The following is a 24077-nucleotide window of genomic DNA, read 5'->3' as shown; positions in this document are numbered from 1 at the left end:
GTGCTGTTCGACATGGACGGAACCCTCGTCGACACCGAGGTCCTCCTGCTGGACGCGCTGTCGGAGGTGCTCGCCGCGTCCGGGGTACCGGCGAGCGCCCTGCGGCCGGAGGAACTGCGGGGCCGTGACGTCGCCGCGAACCTGGCCCGGCTGACCGGCCTCATGCGGACGCCGATGCCCGAGCGGGACCTCTACGCCCGCGTCAGTGCCCGCATGCTCCACCGATTGCGGCGCGGGATCACTCCGCTGCCCGGTGCCGTCGCGCTGCTCGGGGAGCTGCGGCGGGCTCACGTTCCGTGTGCGCTGGTGTCGTCCTCGTACCGGGCGATGGTGGACGCCGTGCTGCCCTCGCTGGGCCCGGCCGTGTTCACGGTGACCGTGGCGGGTGACGAGGTACGGCACCCGAAACCGCACCCGGAGGCGTACCTCACGGCCGCCGCCCGACTGGGCCTCGCGCCGGGTCGGTGCGCCGTCGTCGAGGACTCGTCCACCGGGCTCCGGTCGGGACGGGCCGCGGGCTGCGTCACGGTCGCGGTCACGGCGACAGCGGAACCGGTCGCCCTCGCCGTACCGGGCCTGACCGGGCTGACCGTGGGGCGCCTCGCGCGCCTGGTGGGCTCGGAGGCCGCACCGCGCACCGGTCATCGGGCAGCCGGATGAGGAGGGACGCTCTCGAACCGAGGCTCACGGGGCGGCGGGCACAGCGAGGTGCCGCCGCCCGTCCACAGCTTCCCGACACGCCGTACGACCAGGAGTCGCAGCCGCCGCTCCCGTCCGATCCCTCCACCGCAGAAAGTGGTGCATCGCCGTGAACAGAGCCCGGCCCCCGCGCTCGGAGCGGGCCGCGTCCCGCGGACACGTCACCAGGAGGCCCGCGTGAAGCCGGCCGGCATGTTCCTCAGCGGGCTCGGCTGCTGGCAGCCCGACGCCTTCCCCGCATCCGAGGCGGTCGCCGCGGGTCTGTACGACGCCACGGTCTTCGCGGAGAGCGGGCTGCGCGGTGTGCTGGTCGCCGGGCCGGACTCACCACCCGAGATGGCCGTACGCGCCGCGCGCACCGCGCTGGGCCACTCCGCCGGCGGGGCCGCCGCGATCGGTACGGTGCTGCACGGCTCGACGTTCTACCAGGGCCCCGAGATGTGGTCGCCGACCGCCTTCGTCATGCGGGAGCTGGGCATCACGGGGGCCACCGGCACCGAGATCCGCAACGGGTGCAACAGCATGCTCGCCGGTCTCGAACTGGCCGCCGGGCTGCTGCCGTTGCAGTCGGACCGCCGGCCGGACATCCTCCTGACCACGGCGGACAACTTCAACTCGCCCCTGTTCAACCGGTGGGACAGCGGGCCGATGGGGGTGATCGCCGCCGACGCGGCCAGTTCCGTCGTGATCAGCTCGCGGAGTGGCTTCGCCCGTGTCGACGCGGTCGTCTCCCGGGTCTACCCGGAGTTCGAGGCGATGGCGCGCGGCGACGAACCCCTGTTCCCGCCCACCGGTTCCACGGGCCGCCGAATTGACACCGTGGAGCGCGCCCAGCAGTTCAACGAGCGGGTGCGCGAGGTCGGCGGGATGAGCGTCGGCGACGGCATAGCGAAGGCCTGTTCGGAGACGGCGCAGGCCGCGCTGGACGAGGCCGGGGTCAAGGCCGCCGATCTGCGCTGGGTGCTGGTGCCCAACGGTGACGAGGCGACCACCCGCAACTGCGTCATGGAGCCGCTCGGCCTGGACGTCGCGCAGTCGCAGTGGGAGTTCGGCTGCGGGATCGGACACGCCTCGTCCAGCGACCAGTTCATCGCCCTGGACCATCTGCTGCGCACCGGACACCTCGACGCGGGCGACCACGTGCTCCTGTTCGGCGGCGCCCCGGGCTGGTCGGCCGCGGCCGCGGTTCTCACCCTCACCGAACTGCCGTCCTGGATCTAGGGATTGACGACGCCGACAGGAGGTGCCGCGTGACGGCTCAGCAGGACCAGGCCGCTCCGCAGCCGATCGCCATCGTAGGGATGGCATGCGAGTTCCCCGGCGCCGACGGCGTCTCCGCGTTCTGGCGGATGCAGCTCGACGGCGTGGACGCCACGTCGGACGTCCCGCCCGACCGCTTCCCCATCGACGCCTTCTACGATCCGCGACCCCGCACCCCCGGACGGATCGTGAGCCGCCGGGGCGGCTTCCTGCCCGACATCCGGGGCTTCGACGCGGCCTACTTCGGGATCTCCGGGCGCGAGGCGAGTCACATGGATCCGCAGCAGCGGCTGCTCCTGCAGACCGCCGCGGCGGCCGTGCAGGACGCCGGGCTGGCCTTGGACCGGCTGGCGGGCAGTCCGACGGCGGTCGTCGTCGGGCAGCGGACCGCCGAGTACTGGGATCTGCTGCGGGCGGCCGGGGCGCTGGACATCTACGCCAACACCGGCACGTCACGCAGCGTCCTGTCCGGCCGTCTGTCGTTCTTCTTCGACCTCCGGGGCCCGAGCACGTCCGTCGACACCGCCTGCTCGTCCTCGCTGGTGGCCGTGCACCAGGCGTGCGCCGCGCTGCGTGCCGGGGAGGCGACCCTCGCCCTGGCCGCGGGCGTCAACCTGGTGCTCACGCCGGAGGAGAGCATCACGTTCTCCCAGGCGGACATGTTGTCCGCGGACGGCCGGTGCAAGTTCGGCGCCGACGACGCCGACGGCTTCGTGCGCAGCGACGGTGTCGGTGTCGTCGTCCTCAAGACACTCGCCCGGGCCGAGGCGGACGGCGACCGGATCCACGCGGTCATCCACGGCTCGGCCGTCGAGAACGAGGGCCGCAGCAGCGGGTATCTGATGACGCCCTCGCAGACCGGCCAGATCGACACGATGCGGCACGCCTGCGCGCGCGGCGGCGTGGACCCGCGCGCTGTGGGCTTCGTGGAGGCGCACGGCACCGGCACCCCTACCGGCGACCCGATCGAACTCCGCGCCCTGGACGCGGTCTACGGCACCGGCGCGGGCCGCACGGCAGCGGACCCCCTGCTGGTCGGTTCCGTGAAGACGAACATCGGGCACACCGAGGCGGCGGCCGGGATCGCGGCGCTCATCAGGGCGGCCCTGTGCGTGGCGCACGGCGTCGTCCCGCCCGCTCTGCACAGCGGCCGGCTGACCGACGCCGTGGACTGGGACGGCATGGCGCTGGAGATCCCGCAGGCCACCCGCGAATGGGGCGGGGAAGGCGCCGTACGGTACGCGGCCGTCAGCTCGTTCGGCATCTCCGGAACCAACGCCCACGTCGTCCTCGGCGAGCACCGCCCCGTGCCCGTGCCACCGCGGACCGACGCACCCGGTCCGCACCTGCTCGCCCTGTCCGCCCGGACACCCACGGCGCTGCGCCGACTCGCCGCCGCCTACGCCGACTTCCTCGGACCCGACGGAGAGGGCCGCCGGCACACGCTGCGCGACCTCGGTTTCAGCACCCTGGCCCGCAGCACCCATCACCGGCACCGCATGACCGTACTGGCCACCGAACACGACCAGGCCGTACGGCAGTTGCGCGACGGCCGACCGATCGTCGCCGCCAGAAGCGCCGCGCGCTGGAAGACCGTCTTCGTGTTTCCCGGGCAGGGCTCGCAGTGGGCCGGGATGGGGCGCGGTCTGCTGCGCACCTCGGCAGTGTTCCGGGAGGCCGTCGAGGAGTGCGACCGGCATGTCCGGGCCGAACGCGGCTGGTCCGTGATCGAGCAGCTGACCACCGGCGACGAGGCGGCCTGGACCATCGACGTCGTGCAGCCACTGCTGTGGGCGGTCGAGGTCGGTCTCGCCGCGCTGTGGCGGTCGTGGGGAGTCACGCCCGATGTGGTGATCGGCCACAGCATGGGCGAGGTCGCCGCCGCCTGCGCCGCGGGCGCGCTGACCCTCGCCGACGGCGCCGCGGTGATCTGCCGTCGCAGCGCGCTGCTCAGGACGATCGCCGGTACCGGGACCATGGCCTCGGTGGACCTGCCCGCCGACGAACTGCGCCGGGAACTCGCCGGTGTACCGGACGTGGACGTCGCGGTGAGCAACAGTCCGCGGCGCACCATCGTCTCGGGCAGCACCCCGGCGGTGGAGAAGCTGCTCGACGCGCTGACGCGGCGGGAGGTGCTCACCCGGGTCGTCAAGGTGGACGTGGCCTCGCACAGCGCCCACGTCGATCCCCTGCTGGACACCCTGCGCACCGCACTGGAGTCGGTCCGCCCGCGCGCGGGCGCGACTCCGCTGCGCTCGACGGTGACCGGAGACCTGCTGACCGGCGCGGAACTGGACGCCGACTACTGGGTGCGCAATCTCCGCGACGAGGTCCGCTTCCACGCGGCCGTCGAGGCCGAGACCGCCGGCTGCGAGGCGGCGGCCGTCGTCGAGATCAGCCCGCACCCGATCCTCGGCGGGGCGGTGAAGGAGTGCCTGCCCGCAGAGCGCACCGGCGACCAGGTGGTGCCGTCGCTGCTGCGCGGCACCGATGAGCGGACCGCCCTGCTGACCTCGGTCGGACAGCTCCACCAGGCCGGGTGCCCGATACGTCTCGACGCCTTGTTCGACGACCCGGCCGCGTACGTGCCCCTGCCCGGCCACCCCTGGCAGCGCACCGAGTTCTGGTTCGCACCGCCCGCCGGGACGACCCCGACGGACATCCGGGCCGGACACCCGCTCCTCGGCACGCACACGGTCCTGGACGACGGTGCCCACCGCTGGGAAGGGCCGGTCGACCTGGACCGCAGCGCCTACCTCCTGGACCACCAGGTGCAGGGAATGGTCATCCTGCCCGGCACCGCCTACCTGGAACTGGCGGTGGCCGCCGCCGAGGCCGTCGGAGCCGAGGCCGTCGTCACGGACGTCCGCTACGAGAAGGCGCTCTTCCTCGCCCCGGACGCTCCGCCGACGCTGCGGGTGACGCTCCGACCGGACGGCCGGGCCTGGGCGTTCGACGTCTCCACCTACGACGGCACCGGGTGGACCCGGCACGCGCACGCCCGGGTCGAGAAGATCTCCGAGGGCACCCGCCTGCTCGACGTCCCCGAGGAGACACCCCGGCGCATCGCGGAACGCGCGCCCCACCCTCTTGCCGGCACCGAGTTCTACCGCCGGTTCGCCGCCCGCGGCAACGACTGGCACGGCGTGTTCCGGGGCGTCGGCCGGGTGTGGTGCGGCGAGGGGGAGGCACTCGCCGAGATCACTGTCCCGCCGGGCCTGTCCGAGCTGTCCGGCGGTGGGCGCCACCACGCCCACCCGGCGGTTCTCGACGCCTGCGGGCAGGTCCTCGCGGCGACTCTGCCCGACACGTCCGAACCCGGCGACCAGTACGCGTTCGTCCTGGGTTCCCTGGACGCCTTCCGCCTCCACGGACCTCTCACCGGGACCCTGCACAGCCACGTGGTACGACGAGACCTGACGGCCGAGTCCTTCAGCGGTGACGTCTCCGTCCGCGACGAACAGGGCACACTGCTGGCCGAGTTCCGCGGTCTGCGCATCCGCTGGCTGGTACGGCAGGAGGACCCCGGCCCGCTCACCGACTGGCTCTACCGACCCCGCTGGCTTCCCGCACCCCCGCCCACGCCCGCTCCTGAACCGGCCGCGGGCGCCTGGCTGGTCTTCGAGGACGAGGAGTTCGGGCCCCGACTGGCCCCGGCACGGGGCGCGCGGATCGCCGTACGCCCCGGAGAGCGGTACGGGCGCGACGACGACGGGACCTACCGCATCGACCCGTCCCGTCTCGACGACTACGCCCGGCTGCTGCGCGAGGCCGGACGCGACCGGCCCGGAGGCATCGCGGCCGTCGTCCATCTGTGGAGCCTGCGGACGTCACGGTCGTTCGTCGACGTTCCGCTGGGCCTCGGGAGCGCACTGCTGCTGGAGCGGGCCATGTCCACGGCCCGGTGGGAGGCACCCCTCCCCCGGCTCGTCCTCGTGACCCGGGGCGCGGAGACGGTGGTGGACACGGACCGAGCACCGGACCCGGAACAGTCCGCCGTATGGGGCTTCGGACGCACGACGGCGAGCGAACTGTCCGCCGTCCCGCACACCCTCATCGACGTGGATCCGGCGCGGGGCGCGGAGCAGACCGAGGCGCTGGCCCAGGAGATCACGGTCGGCGACCGGGACGAGGACCAGATCGCGCTCCGCGCGGACGGTCGCCACGTCCTCCGCCTTCACCGCGTAGCGCCGACACCCCGCCCTGACGAGGTCACCGGGGTGGTGCCGGGCCGCGGCCACGCCGTGCATCCGGCACGTGCGGTGTCCACGACGCGGGAGCCGACCGCCGACGAGGTGCGGATCGCCGCGGCCTACAGCGCGGTCGGCTTCCGCGACGTCCTCCGGGCGGCCGCGTCCCGCTCCGCGCACGACGACGGCCTGCCGGGCCGGGAGACGTCCGGCACGGTGACGGCCGTCGGCGCCGCGGTCAGGGGCGTGTCCGTGGGCGACCGAGTGGTGGCCATCACGCAACAGGGCCTGGGCACACAGGTCTTCGCCGATCGTCGGCTGACCCACCGGCTGCCCGGCTCCCTGAGCCTCGCCGAGGCCGCCACCGTGCCGATCCCCTACCTGACGGCGTGGTACGGCCTGGTCGAACTCGCCGCGTTGCGCGCGGGCGAGAAGGTTCTCATCCACTCGGCCACGACCGGCGTGGGCCTCGCCGCGCTCCAAGTGGCACGGTGGCGCGGCGCCGAGATCCACGCGACCGCCGGCAGCGACCGGCGAAGGGCCCTGCTGCGAGCGATGGGCGTGGCCCATGTGGCCGACTCCCGGGGCGACTTCGCCGGTCCTCTGCTGGCCAGGACGCACGGCACGGGCATGGACGTCATCCTCAACTCGCTGACGGGTGAGGCCGTCGACCAGAACATGAGCATGCTCGCCCCGTACGGGCGCTACGTGGAGTTGGCCGAACCGAATCCGGCTGCGGAGCGTCCGACAGACCCGCGCGGGCTGCCGCACGGCTCCTCCGTCCAGGTGCTCGACATCGATGCCTTCTGCCGCGAGCGTCCCGAGCGGGCGGGAGCGCTGCTCGACCGGGTACTGCGCTTGGTGGCGGCAGGTGAACTCCCGCCGCTGCCCGCCGAGTTGTACCCACTGGACGCGGTCGGTCCGGCGTTCGACGACATGCGCGCGGCCCGGCACACCGGCCGGGTGCTCGTGGACCTGGGGTCACCTCGGACCCCTCTTTCGACACCTCGGGCGGAGGCACCCGCACCGACACTGATGCGGCCCGACGCCACCTATCTGGTGACCGGCGGCGCCGGCGGCATCGGCTCCGAGCTGTCCCGCTGGCTCGTCCTGCGCGGCGCCCGGCACCTGCTGCTCACCGGCCGCTCCCTGCCGGGTACGGCGTCCACCTCGGGAAGCGATGCGGCCGCCCTGCTGGAGGAGCTGCGCGGTCAGGGTGTCGAGGTGCAGTACGCCCCGGTGGACGCGGCGGACGAACGGTCGATGCGACGTCTGGTCGAACATCGCCGCAGCACCGGCCACCCGGCGGTACGGGGCGTCTTCCACACGGCCGGCGTGTTCTTCTACAAGCCGATCGGCGAGACCACGCTGCGGGATCTGGCGGCCGTGCTCCGTCCCAAGCTGGAGGGCGGCCGGGTCCTCGACCGGATCTTCGAGGACAGCCTCGATCACTTCGTCCTGTTCTCCTCCGGAAACGCTCTCCTGGCCTCACCGCACGTCGCCGCGGCGGCGGCCGCCAACGCGGGCCTCGACGCCCTCGCCCGCGCACGCCGCCGCCAGGGCCGTGCGGCGCTGTCGGTCAACTGGGGCTTCTGGAGCGACCGGGGCATGGCTGCGCGGGCCGGCGCGCGACTCGGCCGGAACCTGATCCCCCGCGGCATGACCGCGTTCACGTCCGCGGCCGGACTCGCGGCCCTGGACCATCTTCTGGCCACCGGCAGCGGGGACACGCTGGTCATGCCGGTGGACTGGGCGGAATGGCGAGCCACTTATCCGGCGGCGGCCGCGTCCCCGTTCCTCCGGGACGTGGTGGATGGGGCGGGGACCCCCTCGGTAGCCGTCGCCCAGCCCACTCCACCGCGTGGGCACAGGACGATGCCCACCGCACCGGTACTCGTCGACCGGACGACCACGCCGACGCCGCAGGAGGGAGAGGCCACCGCCAGCGAGACGAATGGTGCGACGCGGACCGCCGGTCCGGACGACACCGCACACCGGACACCGGACGCATCGATGCCGACCGCCGACCGGTCGGCACTGTTCAGGAACGGAATCGCCGCCATCCTGCGCGTCGACGCCGACCACCTCGACCCGGAGCTGGACCTGACCAGCCAGGGCCTCGACTCGCTGATGGCCGCTCAGCTGCGGCAGGAAGTGCAGCGCTCACACGGCGTGCTGCTGCCGGTCGGCAAGATCCTCAGCCGGACGACACTCCGGGAACTGACGGATCATCTGCTCGCCGCCGCCCCGCCGGAGTGAGTGCGGCGCGGCGACCTCGCCGACGCACCGTACGAGCCCTCCGCGCACAGAGCATCCGCCGATGCGCCGAACAGCGAGACAAGGAAAAGAGAACCGGTGGACACCGACTCACTCGTCACGCACGTCCTCGCGGCCCTGGCACTGGTGATCACCGCCTCCTGGGCCTTGGGCGCACTGGCACGCCGACTCCGACAGCCTCCGGTCATAGGGCAGTTGCTCGCAGGAATAGCGCTTGGCCCGAGCCTGCTGGGACTGGCGCCGCACGGCATCTACGCGGCGTTGTTCCCGGAGGAGATCAAGCCGGTCCTGACGGCACTGGCCCAAGTAGCCCTGGCGCTCTTCCTGTTCGCCGTCGGCTACGAACTCGACCTCGGTCAGCTCCGTCAGCGCCGCGCGGTGACCACCGTCTCGCTGAGCGGCTTCGCCCTGCCGATGGTGATGGGAGCCGGTCTCGTCGTACTCCTCCCCGGGGCGTTCCGTTCCGTCAACGGCGGCCGACCGGTCGACGCGAACTTCACCCTCTACATGGCGGTCGCCCTCTCGATCACGGCGGTGCCCGTACTGGCCAGCATCATCAGGGACCAGGGGCTCGCCGGCAGCCGGCCCGCCACCATCGCGATGGCTGCCGCCGGCGTCATCGACCTGTTGAGCTGGCCCGTCCTCGCGGTCTGTCTGATCGGTGACGGACGGGATTCCCTGGGTGCCTGGCTCACCAGGACGGGGCTGCTGATGGCCTACGTACTGGTGATGGTCTTCGCCGTACGACGGCTGCTGGCGTGGTGGATGAGCCGGCCGGGCTCGTTACTGACCGATCCCGTACCCGTCGCCACCGCGCTGACCCTGGCGTCCGCGTGGGCGACCAACGCCCTAGGGCTGCATGTGATCTTCGGCGCGCTGTTGGCCGGTGTCGTCATGCCCCGTCAGCGCGACGGAATTCCCGACAGCCGGGTGCTGCGCCCGCTTCAGGAGACCGGAAGCCTGCTGCTGCCCGTGTTCTTCACCGTCTCGGGCTTGTCGGTCCAGCTCAGGGAACTCCGCCTCTCCGACGTGTTGTTGCTTCTCGCACTGTGCGTCGCCGCGGTGGCCGGCAAGGTGGCCGCCGGGTCACTGTCGGCCCGACGCGGTGCCCGGCTGCCGTGGCGGGACTCGGTACTGGTCGGGGTACTGCTCAACACACGGGGCCTCACGGAACTCATCGTCCTGAACGTGGGGTTGCAAGCCGGACTGATCGGGCCGCGCCTGTACGCGCTGCTCATCATCATGGCCCTCGTGACGACGGCGGCCACGGGACCGCTGATCCGCCCGCTCCGCCGGCCGACCGTGGCCGCCGAGGGGGCGCCGGCCGAACCCCGCGCCGACAACGGGAGGACTCCGAACGCCCAGCCGGGCTCCTCCCGGGCTCCGGAGACCGGCACCGAGGCGACTCCGTGGCCGCGAAAGTCGTAGCCGGCGGTGGCTTGGTCCTCGGGCTGAAGCATGAGGATGCCGGCCTTCTCAATCGTCGCGTGCAGCTAGGGCCCGCAGAGAACTGGCTTACGTTCTCCGGGGCTTGAGTCCCAGTTCAGCGCGGGGCATCGTGGACCGATCGGCTCTCACGCATTCGTTGTGCACGGGTACTCGACGGCTGATCGGTCCTTGCTGGTGGCTGGTGTTCCAGGCCGGGGCAGCGGTGGCGAGGACGAGACGGTCGGCGGCAACTGCCTCGCAACCGTCGACGAGTCTGCACAGCTCCTTCCTGATGTCCCGGTGGCCTTCGCTCAGTGCGGAGGTCTTCTTCGTTTCGCCCAGCCAGATCTCGTCGGCGTTGGCCAGGGAATGCCGGGCCGGGTTTAGAAAAAGACCTAGTGCCCCCCTCGACATACTGCTTGGCAAGGATCGGGAACGGTCTCTGCCGCTCCTCGTGCCGACGGTGCCTGGGGATGGCGGCCCCGGATTGTCAAAGTCCGTCCATCGTCCCATGTGATTGGAAGCCGAGCTGTGACCGAAGAGCCCTCCGTCGCACTTGTCCGCCCGCTGCACGAGATCCTTACGCACCACGCATCGCAGCGAGCGGACGAGCGGGTCTTCCAGGACTCCCGGCGCTCCGTCACCTACGGCGCTCTGGAGCAGCGCACCCGGTTTCTCGCCGGGCACCTCGCCGCACTCGGTGTGGAACGCGGTGACCGCGTCCTGCTACGCATGGGCAACCGGGTCGAGATGGTGGAGAGTTACCTCGCCGTCACGCGCGCGGGAGCCGTCGGCGTGCCGGTCGACCCACGCTCGTCCGACACCGAGCTCGCCCACCATCTCCTCGACAGCGGCGCCCGCACGGTGATCAGCGGCGCGGCGCAGCTGCCCCAGCTGCTGAGGACCGGTCAGAACACGGGGCTGGACTGCCGTCTGATCGTCGTCGGGGCCGCCGAACCGGTGGCGGGCGCCACGGACTTCGAGCACCTCGCCGTCACCCCGCCGCCCGCCGAGGCCAGGGACGACCTGGGCCTGGACGAGACGGCCTGGATCCTGTACACCTCCGGCACCACCGGACGTCCCAAGGGCGTCGTCACGACCCAGCGCAAGTCCCTCTGGGCCACAGCCGCATGCACCCAGCCGATCCTCGGCCTGTCCGCGACCGACCGCCTCGTGTGGCCGATGCCGCTGTACCACGCCGCCTCGCACAACATCGGTGTACTCGCCACGCTGGCCGTCGGGGCCTTCGCCCACATCCTGGAGGGCTCGGCCCCTGACGAGATCATGGAGACCGTCCGCAGCGAGCGGGCCACCTTCCTGGTCGGCTCCCCCACCACCTACCACCGCATGGTGGACCTCGCCCGCGAGCGCGGGCTCGAACTGCCGCAGCTGCGGGTGTGCATGGCGGCCGGCTCGGCCTGCCCGCCCGCGCTGCACGAAGCCTTCGAGGACGCCTTCGGCATCCGCCTCGTGGACAGCTACGGCAGCAGCGAGACCGGAGGCGCCATCACCACGCAGGCCCCCACCGGGCCACGCGTCCTGGGCACGGCCGGCACCCCGCTGCCCGGCCTGACGCTGCGTCTGACGGACGCGCTGACCGGTGAGGAGGTGACTGCCGGCCACGAGGGCGAGATCTGGGTGCACAGTCCGGCCACCATGACCGGATATCACAACGCCCCGGAGGCGACCCGGGCCGTGCTCGTGGACGGCTGGTACCGCACCGGCGACCTCGGCCGGCAGGACTCCGCCGGGAGGCTCACCATCACCGGCCGGGTCAAGGAACTCATCATCCGCGGCGGCGAGAACATCCACCCCGCAGAGGTGGAGCACGTCCTGGCCGGGGTGCCCGGCGTGGCCGAGGCCGCGGTGGCGGGCAAGCCCCACGCCGTACTGGGCGAGGTGCCCGTCGCCTACCTGGTGCCGGGTCCGGAAGGCCTCGGGGGCATCGACACGCGCGAGCTTCTGGCGACCTGCCGTCGGGAACTGTCCTACTTCAAGGTGCCCGACGAGTTCCACGTCATCGACGGCATCCCGCGTACGTCGACGGGGAAGACCGCACGTCAGCGGCTGGCCGAGCTGCCCGCGACGCTGCTCGTCGTCAATCCGTCGGTGAACGCCCGCCCCGATCTGGCCGCCGAAGGCCCGGCCGGAACAGCGCCCGTCGTGAGCCCGATGTCCGCCGACGCGCTCCTTCCGACAACGCGGCACGGGCTGCTCGGCCTGGTGCGCTCCGTGGTCGCGGACGTCCTCGGTCTGCCCATGGAGGAGGTGACCGCCGATCGGCCTCTGCACGAACTCGGCTTCACCTCCCTGTCCGCCGTGACCCTCCGCGACCGGCTGTCGACCGCCTCCGGCCACCGTCTCTCAGCCGCCGTGGCCTACGACTACCCGACCCCGCAAGCCCTCGCGCATTACCTCGACGGCCTGGGCGAGGACGGCCTCGACGCGGACAGCGCGGGGGACGCGGAGGCAACGGCGGTGACGGCCGGGTCGGACGAGCCCATCGCCATCGTGGCGATGGGCTGCCGCCTGCCCGGCGGAGCCCGGACGCCCCAGGAGCTGTGGGATCTGCTCGTGGCGGAGACCGACGCGGTCGGACAGCTTCCCGACGACCGGGGCTGGAACCTGGACCGGCTCCTGGGCGAGGAATCCGGCGGTGGGAAGTCGTCCGCCCGGCAAGGCGCGTTCCTGGAGGATGCCGGGCGGTTCGACGAGGCGTTCTTCGGGATATCGCCGCGTGAGGCGCTGGCGATGGATCCGCAGCAGCGCCTGCTGCTGGAGACGGCCTGGGAGACCTTCGAACGCGCGGGCATCGACCCGGGGTCGCTGAAGGGCAGCCGGACGGGCGTCTTCGCCGGTGTGATGTACGGGGGTTACGGCCCCGGCCTCCACGAGCGCGCCCCCGAGAACCTGGAGGGCTACCTCGGCAACGGATCGGCCGTCAGCGTCGCCTCCGGCCGCATCTCCTACACGCTGGGTCTGCAGGGGCCTGCGATCACGGTGGACACGGCGTGTTCGTCGTCGCTGGTGGCGATCCATCTGGCGGCACAGTCGCTGCGGCAGGGCGAGTGCACGCTCGCCCTCGCAGGTGGTGCCACCGTCATGTCGACGCCCGGTGCACTCGTGGAGTTCAGCCGCCAGGGGGCGCTCTCGGACGACGGTCGGTGTCGGTCGTTCGCGGCCGGGGCGAACGGCACGGGTTTCGCCGAAGGTGTCGGCCTGGTGCTGCTGGAACGTCTGTCGGACGCACGCAGGCTCGGGCATCCGGTCCTGGCCGTGGTGCGGGGGTCGGCGATCAACCAGGACGGCGCCTCCAACGGGCTCACCGCCCCGAACGGCCCCGCACAGCAGCGGGTGATCCGCACCGCCCTGGCACGGGCCGGCCTCGCTCCCGCCGAGATCAGCGCCGTGGAGGCACACGGCACCGGCACCACTCTCGGTGACCCCATCGAGGCGCAGGCTCTCCTGGCGACCTACGGTCAGGACCGTCCGGCCGGAGAGCCGCTCCTGCTGGGTTCGGTGAAGTCCAACATCGGCCACACCCAGGCCGCGGCCGGTGTCGCCGGCGTCATCAAGATGGTCATGGCGATGCGGCACGACACGCTGCCGCGCACGCTCCACATCGACGAACCCTCACCCCACGTCGACTGGAGCACGGACCGGCTCCAGCTCCTGACCGAATCCCAGCCCTGGCCGCGCACGGACACTCCCCGCCGCGCCGGCGTCTCCTCCTTCGGCGCAAGTGGTACGAACGCGCATCTGATCCTGGAGGAGCCGCCTGCCGAGCCTGTTGCCGAGGCCGTCACCGAACCGTCCGACGGGACGGGGATGCCGATGCTGCTGTCGGGACGGGGCGAGGGCGCACTGCGAGCCCAGGCAGCACGCCTGGCCGACTTCCTGCAACGCCATCCGGACCTGCCCACCGACACAGTGGCAGGCATGCTGGCAGGCTCACGCACCGTGTTCGAACACCGCGCGGCCATCACCGGAGACGACCGCACCGAACTGCTGACACATCTGCGGGCACTCGCGGACACAGACACCGACGAACACACCGGCGTGGTCCGCGGCTCCGGCCGCCCGCTGGGCGATCCCGTCTTCGTCTTCCCCGGACAGGGCGCCCAATGGCCCGGCATGGCCGTCAAACTCCTCGACCACGACGGCCCCTTCGCCCAGCGCATGCAGGAATGCCGCGAGGCATTGGAGCCCTTCGTCGACTGGGACCTGTTCGCCGTGCTGCGCGGTGAACCGGATCAGCCCGACTTCCACCGGGTGGACGTCGTCCAGCCGGCCCTGTGGGCAGTCAAAGTCTCCCTCGCCGCGCAATGGCAGGCCGCCGGCATCCGCCCCGCCGCGGTGGTCGGCCACTCACAGGGCGAGATCGCCGCCGCAACCGTCTCAGGCGCCCTCACCCTGACCGACGGCGCACGCATCATCACACTGCGCGCCAAACTGATCTCCCAAATCTCCGGCCGCGGCGGAATGATCTCCCTGGCACTGCCACGAGAGCAGGCCGAGACCATCGCCACCGACCTCGGACTGGACATCGGAGCACTCAACAGCCCCACCAACACCGTCCTCTCCGGCTCCCTCCACGCCCTCGACGAACTCAGTGCCTGGTGCGAGGAGAACGAGGTACGCCACCGACGCGTCCTCATCGACTACGCCTCCCACTCCGTGCACGCCGAGACCATCAAGGAACAGATCCTCGAAGCACTCGCACCCATCGCACCACGCAGCGGCGAACTGCCCTTCTACTCCTCCCTCACCGGCGGCCCCGTCGACGGCACCCACCTCAACGCCGACTACTGGTACCGCAACCTCCGCCACACCGTCGACTACCAAGCCGCCACCCGCGCCCTCGCCCACGCCGGCATCACCGCATTCATCGAAGTCAGCCCCCACCCCGTCCTCACCCCACCCACCCAAGAAACACTCGACGACCTCAACGAACACACCGAACACAGCACCGTCCTCGCCACACTCCACCGCGACCACGGCGACACCCACGACTGGACACACGCCCTCAGCACCGCCTGGACCCAAGGCATCACCCTCCACCCCACCACCACACCCATCCACCCCGACCTCCCCACCTACCCCTTCCAAGGCACCCGCCACTGGCTCACCACACCGACAGGCGGTGACCCGCAGTCGTTCGGCCTGCGCCCCGTCGCGCACCCGCTGCTGGGCGCCGCGATCCACCGCGCGGACGAGGACGGCGTGGTGTTCACCGGGCGGGTCTCCACGGCCACGCATCCGTGGCTGGCCGACCACGTGGTGCGCGGGTCCGTCCTGTTTCCCGGAACGGCCTTCGTCGAGGCCGCGATCCGGGCGGGTGACGAGGTGGGCACCCCCTGTCTCGAGGAACTGGTCCTTGAGGCCCCGCTCCTGGTCGGGGCACAGCAGACCGTCAGCCTGCAGGTGACCGTCGGGGCGCCGGACGCCTCGGGACGCCGTGCGGTGAGCGTCCACTCCGCGCCGCAGAGCGGTGCCGAATCGACGGCCGACCCCCTGTGGTCCCGGCATGCCCACGGCTTCCTGGTCCCCGCCCTGCCGGAGGACACCGCCGCCGAAGCCCTCGCGACCTGGCCACCGCAGGGCGCGCAAGCGGTGCCCGTCGAGGACGCCTACGAACGGATGGCCCAGGCCGGATACGGCTACGGCCCCGCGTTCCAGGGCCTGCGCGCCGCGTGGACCAAAGGCGCGGAAGTCTTCGCCGAAATCGCCCTGCCCGAAGGGGAGACGACCGACGGCTGGAGTCTGCACCCGGCCCTGCTGGACGCTGCCCTGCATCCCGACGTCCTGGGCGAAGTGGACAAGGATGTACCCGGCCCGCTCAGCCTGCCGTTCTCCTGGCACGGTGTACGACTGCACGCGGCCGGTGCCACCACGCTGCGCGTGCTGCTGACCCGGCCGGAGCAGGAGAGCGTCGCGCTGCTCGCCGTGGACCCGGCGGGAGCCCTCGTCGTCTCCGTGGGCGCCTTGTCGACGCGGCCCATGGGGGAAGCGGCTTCCGCGGAGGACGAGACCGTCCGGCAGATGCTGCTGCACACCCAGTGGCAGCCTGTGACGGCCCCGCCCGAACCTCAGCCCGCAGGCCGGTGGCTGACGGTGGGCCCCGACGCCGCCCGCACCGCCTCCGCCCTCACCGACGCGGGGTTCGACGCGCACGGGGTGCCGGACCTGACGGCGGACGTCTCGGGGCCCGCGCCCGACACCCTGCTCGTGTTCTGTGATCGTTCCGGGCCGGGGGCCTCCCACACCACGGCCGGCACCGGCGATGCCATGGCCGACACCGCGGCCGCGGTCCACGCGCGCGTGCAGGCAGCCCTCGCGCAGGTGCAGCACTGGTTGCGCGACGAACGGTACGAGGCCACTCGTCTTGTTCTCGCGACCCGTGGCGCCGTCGCGGCCGAGCCCGGTTCCGGTGTCGCCGACCTGGCCGGGGCCTCCGTGTGGGGCCTCGCCCGGACGGTGCAGGCCGAACACCCCGGACGTCTCGTCCTGGTCGACCTGGGCTCCGAGGCGAACTCGCCCGCCGCGGACGTGGCCGGGCTGCGCGCCGCCGTCGAGTCCGGCGAACCTCAGACCGCCGTTCGCGCAGGCGGTGTTCTCGTCCCCCGCCTGATGCGCGCCGCCGACCTCGCGTCCGAAGAACCGCGAACGCTCGACCCGGAGGGCGTCACCCTCGTCACCGGCGGAACCACCGGCCTGGGCCGGCTCGTCGCCCGGCACATGGTCACCGCACACGGCGCCCGCCACCTGCTGCTGCTGAGCAGAAGCGGACGCGCTGCCGACGGCGCCGATGACCTGATCGGCGAACTCACCGAACTGGGCGCGTCCGTGACGGTCGAAGCGTGCGACGTGGCCGACCGGGAGGCCCTGGCGACGGTGCTCGCAGGCCTCGACCGTCCCGTGACCGCCGTGGTGCACAGCGCAGGCGTCCTCGACGACGGGACGGTGTCCCGTCTTTCCCCGGAACAGGTCACCACCGTGCTGCGGCCCAAGGTGGACGCGGCACTGCACCTGCACGACCTCACGCGCGGCACCGACCTGAAGCACTTCATCCTGTTCTCGTCGGTCGCCGGCATCCTGGGCGGACCGGGACAGGCCAACTACGCCGCGGCCAACGCCTTCCTCGACGCCCTGGCCGAGCACCGGCGCTCGCTCGGACTGCCTGCCACCGCGGTGGCCTGGGGCCTGTGGGAGGACGGCGGTCTGACCGCGCATCTGGGCGCCACCGACCGCGTCCGCATCGCCCGCGACGGCGTCCGGCCGCTCGACGCCGAGCAGGGACGGGCACTGCTCGACGCCGCCGTCGCCCGGCGAGGCGCCGCCTTCGTGGCCGCCCTCTTCGACCACGCCGCCCTGCGGCGGCGTTCCGGCGGGGTGCCCACGCTGCTGAGCGGACTCGTCCGCGCCGTCACGCGGCGTACCGCCGCCGTCGAATCCGGTGACGCGCAGGGTACCGGCGACTGGCTCGCCGGACTCTCGGCGAAGGAGGCCGAACGCGCCCTGCTCGACGCGGTGCGCAAGCACGCGGCAGCGGTCCTCGGACACGAGTCGCCGCAGGCCGTACGCGCCGACAGTGCGTTCAAGGACATCGGCTTCGACTCGCTCTCCGCCGTCGAGCTGCGCAACCGCCTCAACACCGCGACCGGCCTGCGGCTGGCCCCGACCGTGGTCTTCGACCATCCGACGCCGCAGGCCCTGGCGGAGCACCTGGCCAAGAGCCGCGGCGGAGCCGCCGCCGCGGAGCCCCTCCCGGCGCTCCGGGCGAGTGCCACGCCGGACGCGGACCCCATCGCCATCGTCGCCATGGGGTGCCGCCTGCCCGGTGGGGTCGCGGGCCCGGAGGACCTGTGGGAACTGCTGCGCTCGGGAACCGACGCGATCAGCGACTTCCCCGACGACCGCGGCTGGGATCTGGACGCGCTGTACGACCCCGACCCGGACAGACCGGGCACGTCCTACTCCCGCAGCGGTGGCTTCCTGGAGGATGCCGGGCGGTTCGACGAGGCGTTCTTCGGGATATCGCCGCGTGAGGCGCTGGCGATGGATCCGCAGCAGCGCCTGCTGCTGGAGACGGCCTGGGAGACCTTCGAACGCGCGGGCATCGACCCGACCTCCCTCGGCAACAGCACGGCAGGCGTGTTCGTCGGCGCCATCGCCCAGGAGTACGGTTCGACCTTGCTGCACGAAGCCCCTGACGGGCTGGACGGCATGCTCCTCACGGGCAACGCCGCCAGTGTGATCTCCGGTCGGCTTTCGTATCTCCTGGGTCTACTGGGGCCGGCGATCACGGTGGACACGGCGTGTTCGTCGTCGCTGGTGGCGATCCATCTGGCGGCGCAGTCGCTGCGGCAGGGCGAGTGCACGCTTGCCCTCGCGGGTGGTGCCACCGTCCTGTCGACGCCCGGTACGTTCACCGCTTTCAGCAGGCAGCGCGCCATGTCTCCCGACGGTCGGTGCCGGTCGTTCGCGGCCGGGGCGAACGGCACGGGTTTCGCCGAAGGTGTCGGCCTGGTGCTGCTGGAACGTCTGTCGGACGCACGCAGGCTCGGGCATCCGGTCCTGGCCGTGGTGCGGGGTTCGGCGATCAACCAGGACGGCGCCTCCAACGGGCTCACCGCCCCGAACGGCCCCGCACAGCAACGGCTGATCCGCACCGCCCTCGCGCAGGCGGCCCTCACTCCCGCCGACATCAGCGCCGTGGAAGCACACAGCACCGGCAGCACCCTCGGTGACCCCATCGAGGCGCAGGCACTTCTGGCGACCTACGGTCAGGACCGTCCCGCAGGACAGCCGCTCCTGCTGGGCTCGGTGAAGTCCAACATCGGCCACACCCAGGCCGCGGCCGGCGTCGCCGGCGTCATCAAAATGGTCATGGCGATGCGGCACGACACGCTGCCACGCACGCTCCACATCGACGAACCCTCACCCCACGTCGACTGGAGCACGGGCCAGGCCGAACTGCTGACGGAGAATCAGCCGTGGCCGCGCACCGGTACCCCGCGCCGCGTCGGCGTCTCGGCGTTCGGGATCAGTGGTACGAACGCGCATCTGATCCTGGAGGAGCCGCCTGCCGAGCCTGTTGCCGAGGCCGTCACCGAACCGTCCGGCGGGACGGGGATGCCGATGCTGCTGTCGGGACGGGGCGAGGGCGCACTGGGAGCCCAGGCGACACGCCTGGCCGACTTCCTGGAACACCATCCGGACCTGCCCACCGACACAGTGGCAGGCATGCTGGCAGGCTCACGCACCGTGTTCGAACACCGCGCGGCCATCACCGGGAACGACCGCACCGAACTGCTGACACGTCTACGGGCACTCGCGGACACAGACACCGACGAACACACCGGCGTGGTCCGCGGCTCCGGCCGCCCGCTGGGCGATCCCGTCTTCGTCTTCCCCGGCCAGGGCGCCCAATGGCCCGGCATGGCCGTCAAACTCCTCGACCACGACGGCCCCTTCGCCCAGCGCATGCAGGAATGCCGCGAGGCATTGGAGCCCTTCGTCGACTGGGACCTGTTCGCCGTGCTGCGCGGTGAACCGGATCAGCCCGACTTCCACCGGGTGGACGTCGTCCAGCCGGCCCTGTGGGCAGTCAAAGTCTCCCTCGCCGCGCAATGGCAGGCCGCCGGCATCCGCCCCGCCGCGGTGGTCGGCCACTCACAGGGCGAGATCGCCGCCGCAACCGTCTCAGGCGCCCTCACCCTGACCGACGGCGCACGCATCATCACACTGCGCGCGAAACTGATCTCCCAGATCTCCGGCCGCGGCGGAATGATCTCCCTGGCACTGCCACGAGAGCAGGCCGAGACCATCGCCACCGACCTCGGACTGGACATCGGAGCACTCAACAGCCCCACCGACACCGTCCTGTCCGGTCCCGTGGAGACACTCGACCAACTCACCGCCTGGTGCGAGAAGCACCACGTGAGGCACCAGCGCGTCCCGATCGACCATGCCTCCCACTCCGTTCACACCGAGGCCATCAAGGAGCAGATCCTCGAAGCACTGGCACCCGTCGCACCACGCAGCGGCGAACTGCCCTTCTACTCCTCCCTCACCGGCGGCCCCGTCGACGGCACCCACCTCAACGCCGACTACTGGTACCGCAACCTCCGCCACACCGTCGACTACCAAGCCGCCACCCGCGCCCTCGCCCACGCCGGCATCACCGCATTCATCGAAGTCAGCCCCCACCCCGTCCTCACCCCCCCGACCCAGGAAACACTCGACGACCTCGCCGAACAGAGCGCCGTCCTCGCCACACTCCACCGCGACCACGGCGACACCCACGACTGGACACACGCCCTCAGCACCGCCTGGACCCAAGGCATCACCCTCCACCCCACCACCACACCCACCACACCCATCCACCCCGAGCTGCCCACCTACCCCTTCCAAGGCACCCGCCACTGGCTCACCACACCGACAGGAACCTCCCGCGGTGCGTCCGGAGTGGGCGCGGTCTCCACCTCGCATCCCCTGCTGGGTGCGGCCGTTGAACTGCCCGGTACCGAGACCGTTGTGTTCACCGGCAGGCTGTCGGCGGGCAAGCCCGCGTGGTCGGCGGACGGGCAGGCCGAGGGTGTGGAGCAGGAAGTGGACTGGCTCGTTGCGGAGTTGGCACTCGCTGCCGGCACTCAGCTGGGCAGGGGCCGGCTGCGCGCCCTGACCGCGCAGGCGCCGCTCGTCATGCCGCGTTCCGGCGCCGTCCAGATCCGCGTCACGGTCGGCGAGGGTGAAGAGCCCGGTGTCCGCACGGTCTCCGTGCACTCCCGGCGCGGCGACGACGCCCTGGGGTTGCCCTGGACCTGCCACGCGAGGGGTGAGCTGGTCGCAGCGGCGGCCGAGCCGGACTGGGACCTCGAGACCTGGCCGCCCGCGGACGTCATCCCGGTGCCCGAACCCGAGCTGCGCCTGGAGTACCGCACCCTGCACTCCGCCGTGCGGAGCGTATGGCGACGGGACAGCGAGGTGTTCGCGGAGATCCTCGTACCGGACGCGCTGCGTGAGGAGGCACGGAGGTTCGGACTCCACCCCGTCCTGGCACAGGCACTGCTCAGCCTGTCGGGCATGAAGGGCATCGCGCCCGAGAACGCCGACGCGTCCAGGCGGGTACGGGACTGGGGAGAGGTCTCGCTGCACGCGTCCGGGGCCTCCGTCCTGCGCGTCCGGGTCTCCCAGGGGCCGAACGGCTCGGTGTCACTGGCCGCCGCCGACGCCACTGGATCTCCTGTCCTCTCAGTCCCGGCGCTGCGGCTCGCACCCGTCGTGCGTGCGGAGCTCAGGGCATCGACCGTGGCGCAGCAGGACGCTCTGTTCGGCATCGAGTGGACCGCCGTGGACACACGGGCGAACAGCGCCGGCGCCGACGCCATGTGGGCCATCGTGGGCGAGGATCCCGTGCGCATGCGGTCCTCGCTGATGACCGCGGGACGCTACACGGAGACGTACCCGGACCTGACGGCGCTGGCGGCCGCCGTGGAGGAGGGCCGACCCGTCCCCGACGTCGTGGTGGTCCCCTTCCTGGAGCAGCCCGGCGAGCCGGGCGGGCGGGAACTGGTGGACGCCGTTCACGCCACCACGGACCGTGCCCTTCAGACAGCCCGTGCGTGGGTGAGCACACCGGCCTTCGACCGCTCCCGGCTGGTGTTCCTCACCAGTGGTGCGGTCCCCGCGGTGGCCGGGCCCGACGACACGTCGACGCTCGACCTCGCGGCAGCGGGTGTCTGGGGTCTGATCCGCGGGGCGCAGACCGAGTACCCGGACCGCTTCGTACTCGTGGACACCGACCTCGCCAAGCCCACCTGGCGCGCCCTGGACCGCGTGGTGTCCTCCACCGAACCGCAGTGGGCGCTGCGCGGACGGACAGCGCGGGTCCCGCGGCTGGCCCGCCTCGTACCGGGTGACGCTCTCCCGGGTCTGGACGCCGGCCCGGACGGTACGGTGCTGGTCACCGGCGGGACGGGCATGCTGGGCTCGGCCGTGGCCCGCCATCTGGTGACCGAGCACGGAGTGCGGGATCTGCTGCTGACGAGCCGTCAGGGCCCGGACGCGCCGGAGGCGGCGTTCCTGGAAGCCGAACTGACGGAGCTCGGGGCCCGGGTCGAGGTGGCCGCCTGCGACGTCGCGGACCACGAAGCCCTGGCCGCGCTGCTCACGGACCGGCGGATCGGAGCCGTGGTGCACACGGCCGGCGCGGCGGACGACGGCGGTCTCCCGTCCCTGACGGCGGAGCGCCTGAGCAAGGTACTGCGCCCCAAGGTGGACGCGGTCGTGAACCTGTACGAACAGGTCCGCGAGGCAGGGGTGGGGCAGTTCGTGCTCTTCTCCTCGGCCGCCGGCATCCTGGGCGGTCCCGGACAGGCCGACTACGCGGCCGCCAACACCTTCCTGGACGCGTTCGCCCACCACATGCGCTCCCGTGGCGTCGCCGCCACCTCGATCGCATGGGGTCCGTGGGCCGGGGCGAGCGGTCTGCCGAGGCAGGCAGGGAAGGACCGGCTCCCGGTGGCGCCGCGCGGAACGCATCCGCTCACCGAACGGCAGGGTCTCGGGCTCTTCGACGCTGCGTGGGCGGCGGGGCGCGGCCTCGTGATCGCGTCCCGGCTGGACTTCGCCGGACTGGCCGGCGACGCGGAGAGCGGCAATGTGGCCTCCGTCCTGCGGGCCATCGTGCACGTCGGCGCCCGCCGCACGGCCCGGGCCACGCCGGCGGAGCAGACGGACCTGCGACACCGCCTGGCGGCGATGAGCAGGGCGGAGCGGGAGACGGTGGTGACCGACCTCGTACGGGACCGGGCGGGTGCCGTCCTCGGCCACGCCACGCCCGGCAGCGTGGCCGCGGACGCCCCGCTGAAGAACCTCGGATTCGACTCGCTCACCGCTCTGCAACTGCGCACGGCACTCGTCGAGGCGACCGGGCTGAGGCTGCCGACGAAGGTGGCGTTCGAGTTCGACACACCTGTGGACCTCGCGGCGCACCTGATCGAGCTGATCCTCGACCCGGCGTCCTCACGACTCAACGGAACGGAAAGGTCCTCGGATGAGAATTGACAATGTGTTCATCGACTCGCTCGGTGTCACGCTGCACGAGTTCGAGCCCGTCGAGCGGGCTGTGTCCAAGGGGCTGATCAGCCAGGAGCTCGTGGACGCGAACGGGCTCACCGGCACCCATCTGGCGCACGACATCCCGGCCGTGGAACTCGCGATCTCCGCTGCGCGCGTCGCCATGGACCGGTCGAAGCTGCAACGCGAGGACATCACGCACCACGTGCACAGCGGTGTGTACTACCAGGGGCCGCCCGGGTCCTACGCCCCCGGATACGTGCTGCGCGAACTGGAGGTGGAGCCGGTCTCGTCCCTGTACCTGCGCCAGGGCTGCAACGGCATGCTGGGGGCACTGGAGGTGGCGGTCGGGCAGATGACGGGCGCCGCTCAGGCGGAGAGCGTCCTGCTCACCTCCGGTGAGAACTTCACCGCTACGGGCTCGGACCGCTACACGGGCATCGGCCAGGCGTACTTCCTCTCCGACGGCGGCGCCTCGGTCTGGCTCAGCGCGGACGAAGGGTTCGCGCAGGTCAGGTCGTTGAGCGCGGGCATCCTGCCGGAGCTCGAACGGTGGCATCGCGGTGACGGCTCGCTGCTGGCGGACGAAGGCCGTGAAGGCGACGCGGACATGGCTGAACGGGCCACTCGTTACAGCGAGACCGAGACCCCGCTCTCGGAGACCCTCGAGAAACTCACCCTCTTCAACCTGGGTGTCATCCGCCGGGCACTCGTCGACGCCGACCTGAATGCCGACGACATCGCCAAGGTCGTCCCGATCAACATCGACGGCCGGATGATCCAGTACTCGGTCATGATGCCGCTCGGCCTGTCCATGGACCGCTCCACGTGGGACTTCGGCAAGGGCATCGGGCATGTGGGCGGCGCCGATGTCTTCATCACGCTGGAGCATCTGGTCCGTACGCGCGAGGTGGCTCCCGGCGACCACGTGCTGCTGATCTCCCAGGGCCCGGGCTGGATGTGCACGGCCGCTGTCGTCACCCTCGTCGATCTTCCCACCTGGGCGCTGTGACGTCGCCGCGGCCGCATCCACCAGGCCGACCACGGTGGGCGCGGCCTTAGCGAACACGACGGAGCCGATGCCCCGTCCGGTGCCGACCGTAACCCGCTCCGGAGCCGGGACAGGCCGCCGGACTCAGC

Annotated in this window: 6 protein-coding genes; all 6 read left to right on the top strand. The window is 71.9% G+C overall.

The window, feature by feature from the left end; genetic code table 11:
- A complete protein-coding gene (locus tag ACIPTO_RS40520; protein WP_401200395.1) occupies nucleotides 1-660 on the top strand; it encodes an HAD family hydrolase in 660 nt (219 codons plus the stop codon).
- Nucleotides 661-876: 216 nt separating this feature from the next.
- A complete protein-coding gene (locus ACIPTO_RS40515) occupies nucleotides 877-1920 on the top strand; it encodes a ketoacyl-ACP synthase III family protein (protein WP_401200392.1) in 1044 nt (347 codons plus the stop codon).
- 29 nt (nucleotides 1921-1949) lie between these two features.
- On the top strand, nucleotides 1950-8408 hold the full coding sequence (locus ACIPTO_RS40510) for an SDR family NAD(P)-dependent oxidoreductase (protein WP_401200389.1): 6459 nt from the start codon (nucleotides 1950-1952) through the stop codon (nucleotides 8406-8408).
- Nucleotides 8409-8504: 96 nt separating this feature from the next.
- Nucleotides 8505-9854 carry a cation:proton antiporter gene (locus ACIPTO_RS40505; RefSeq protein ID WP_401200386.1) on the top strand — a complete coding sequence of 450 codons (1350 nt, stop codon included), beginning with the start codon at nucleotides 8505-8507 and terminating at the stop codon, nucleotides 9852-9854.
- 531 nt (nucleotides 9855-10385) lie between these two features.
- Entirely contained in the window at nucleotides 10386-22925 is a 12540-nt protein-coding gene (locus tag ACIPTO_RS40500; protein ID WP_401200383.1) for an SDR family NAD(P)-dependent oxidoreductase, read from the top strand.
- Nucleotides 22915-23949, top strand: a complete 1035-nt coding sequence (locus tag ACIPTO_RS40495; protein WP_401200381.1) for a ketoacyl-ACP synthase III family protein — start codon at nucleotides 22915-22917, stop codon at nucleotides 23947-23949. Before ACIPTO_RS40500 ends, ACIPTO_RS40495 begins: the two co-directional genes overlap by 11 nt.
- Nucleotides 23950-24077: the final 128 nt, after the last annotated feature.

Source organism: Streptomyces sp. NPDC090083, assembly GCF_044747445.1.
Taxonomy (GTDB): domain Bacteria; phylum Actinomycetota; class Actinomycetes; order Streptomycetales; family Streptomycetaceae; genus Streptomyces.
Note: the sequence above shows the minus strand (reverse complement) of the source record. Positions and strands in the feature narration are given on the sequence as shown.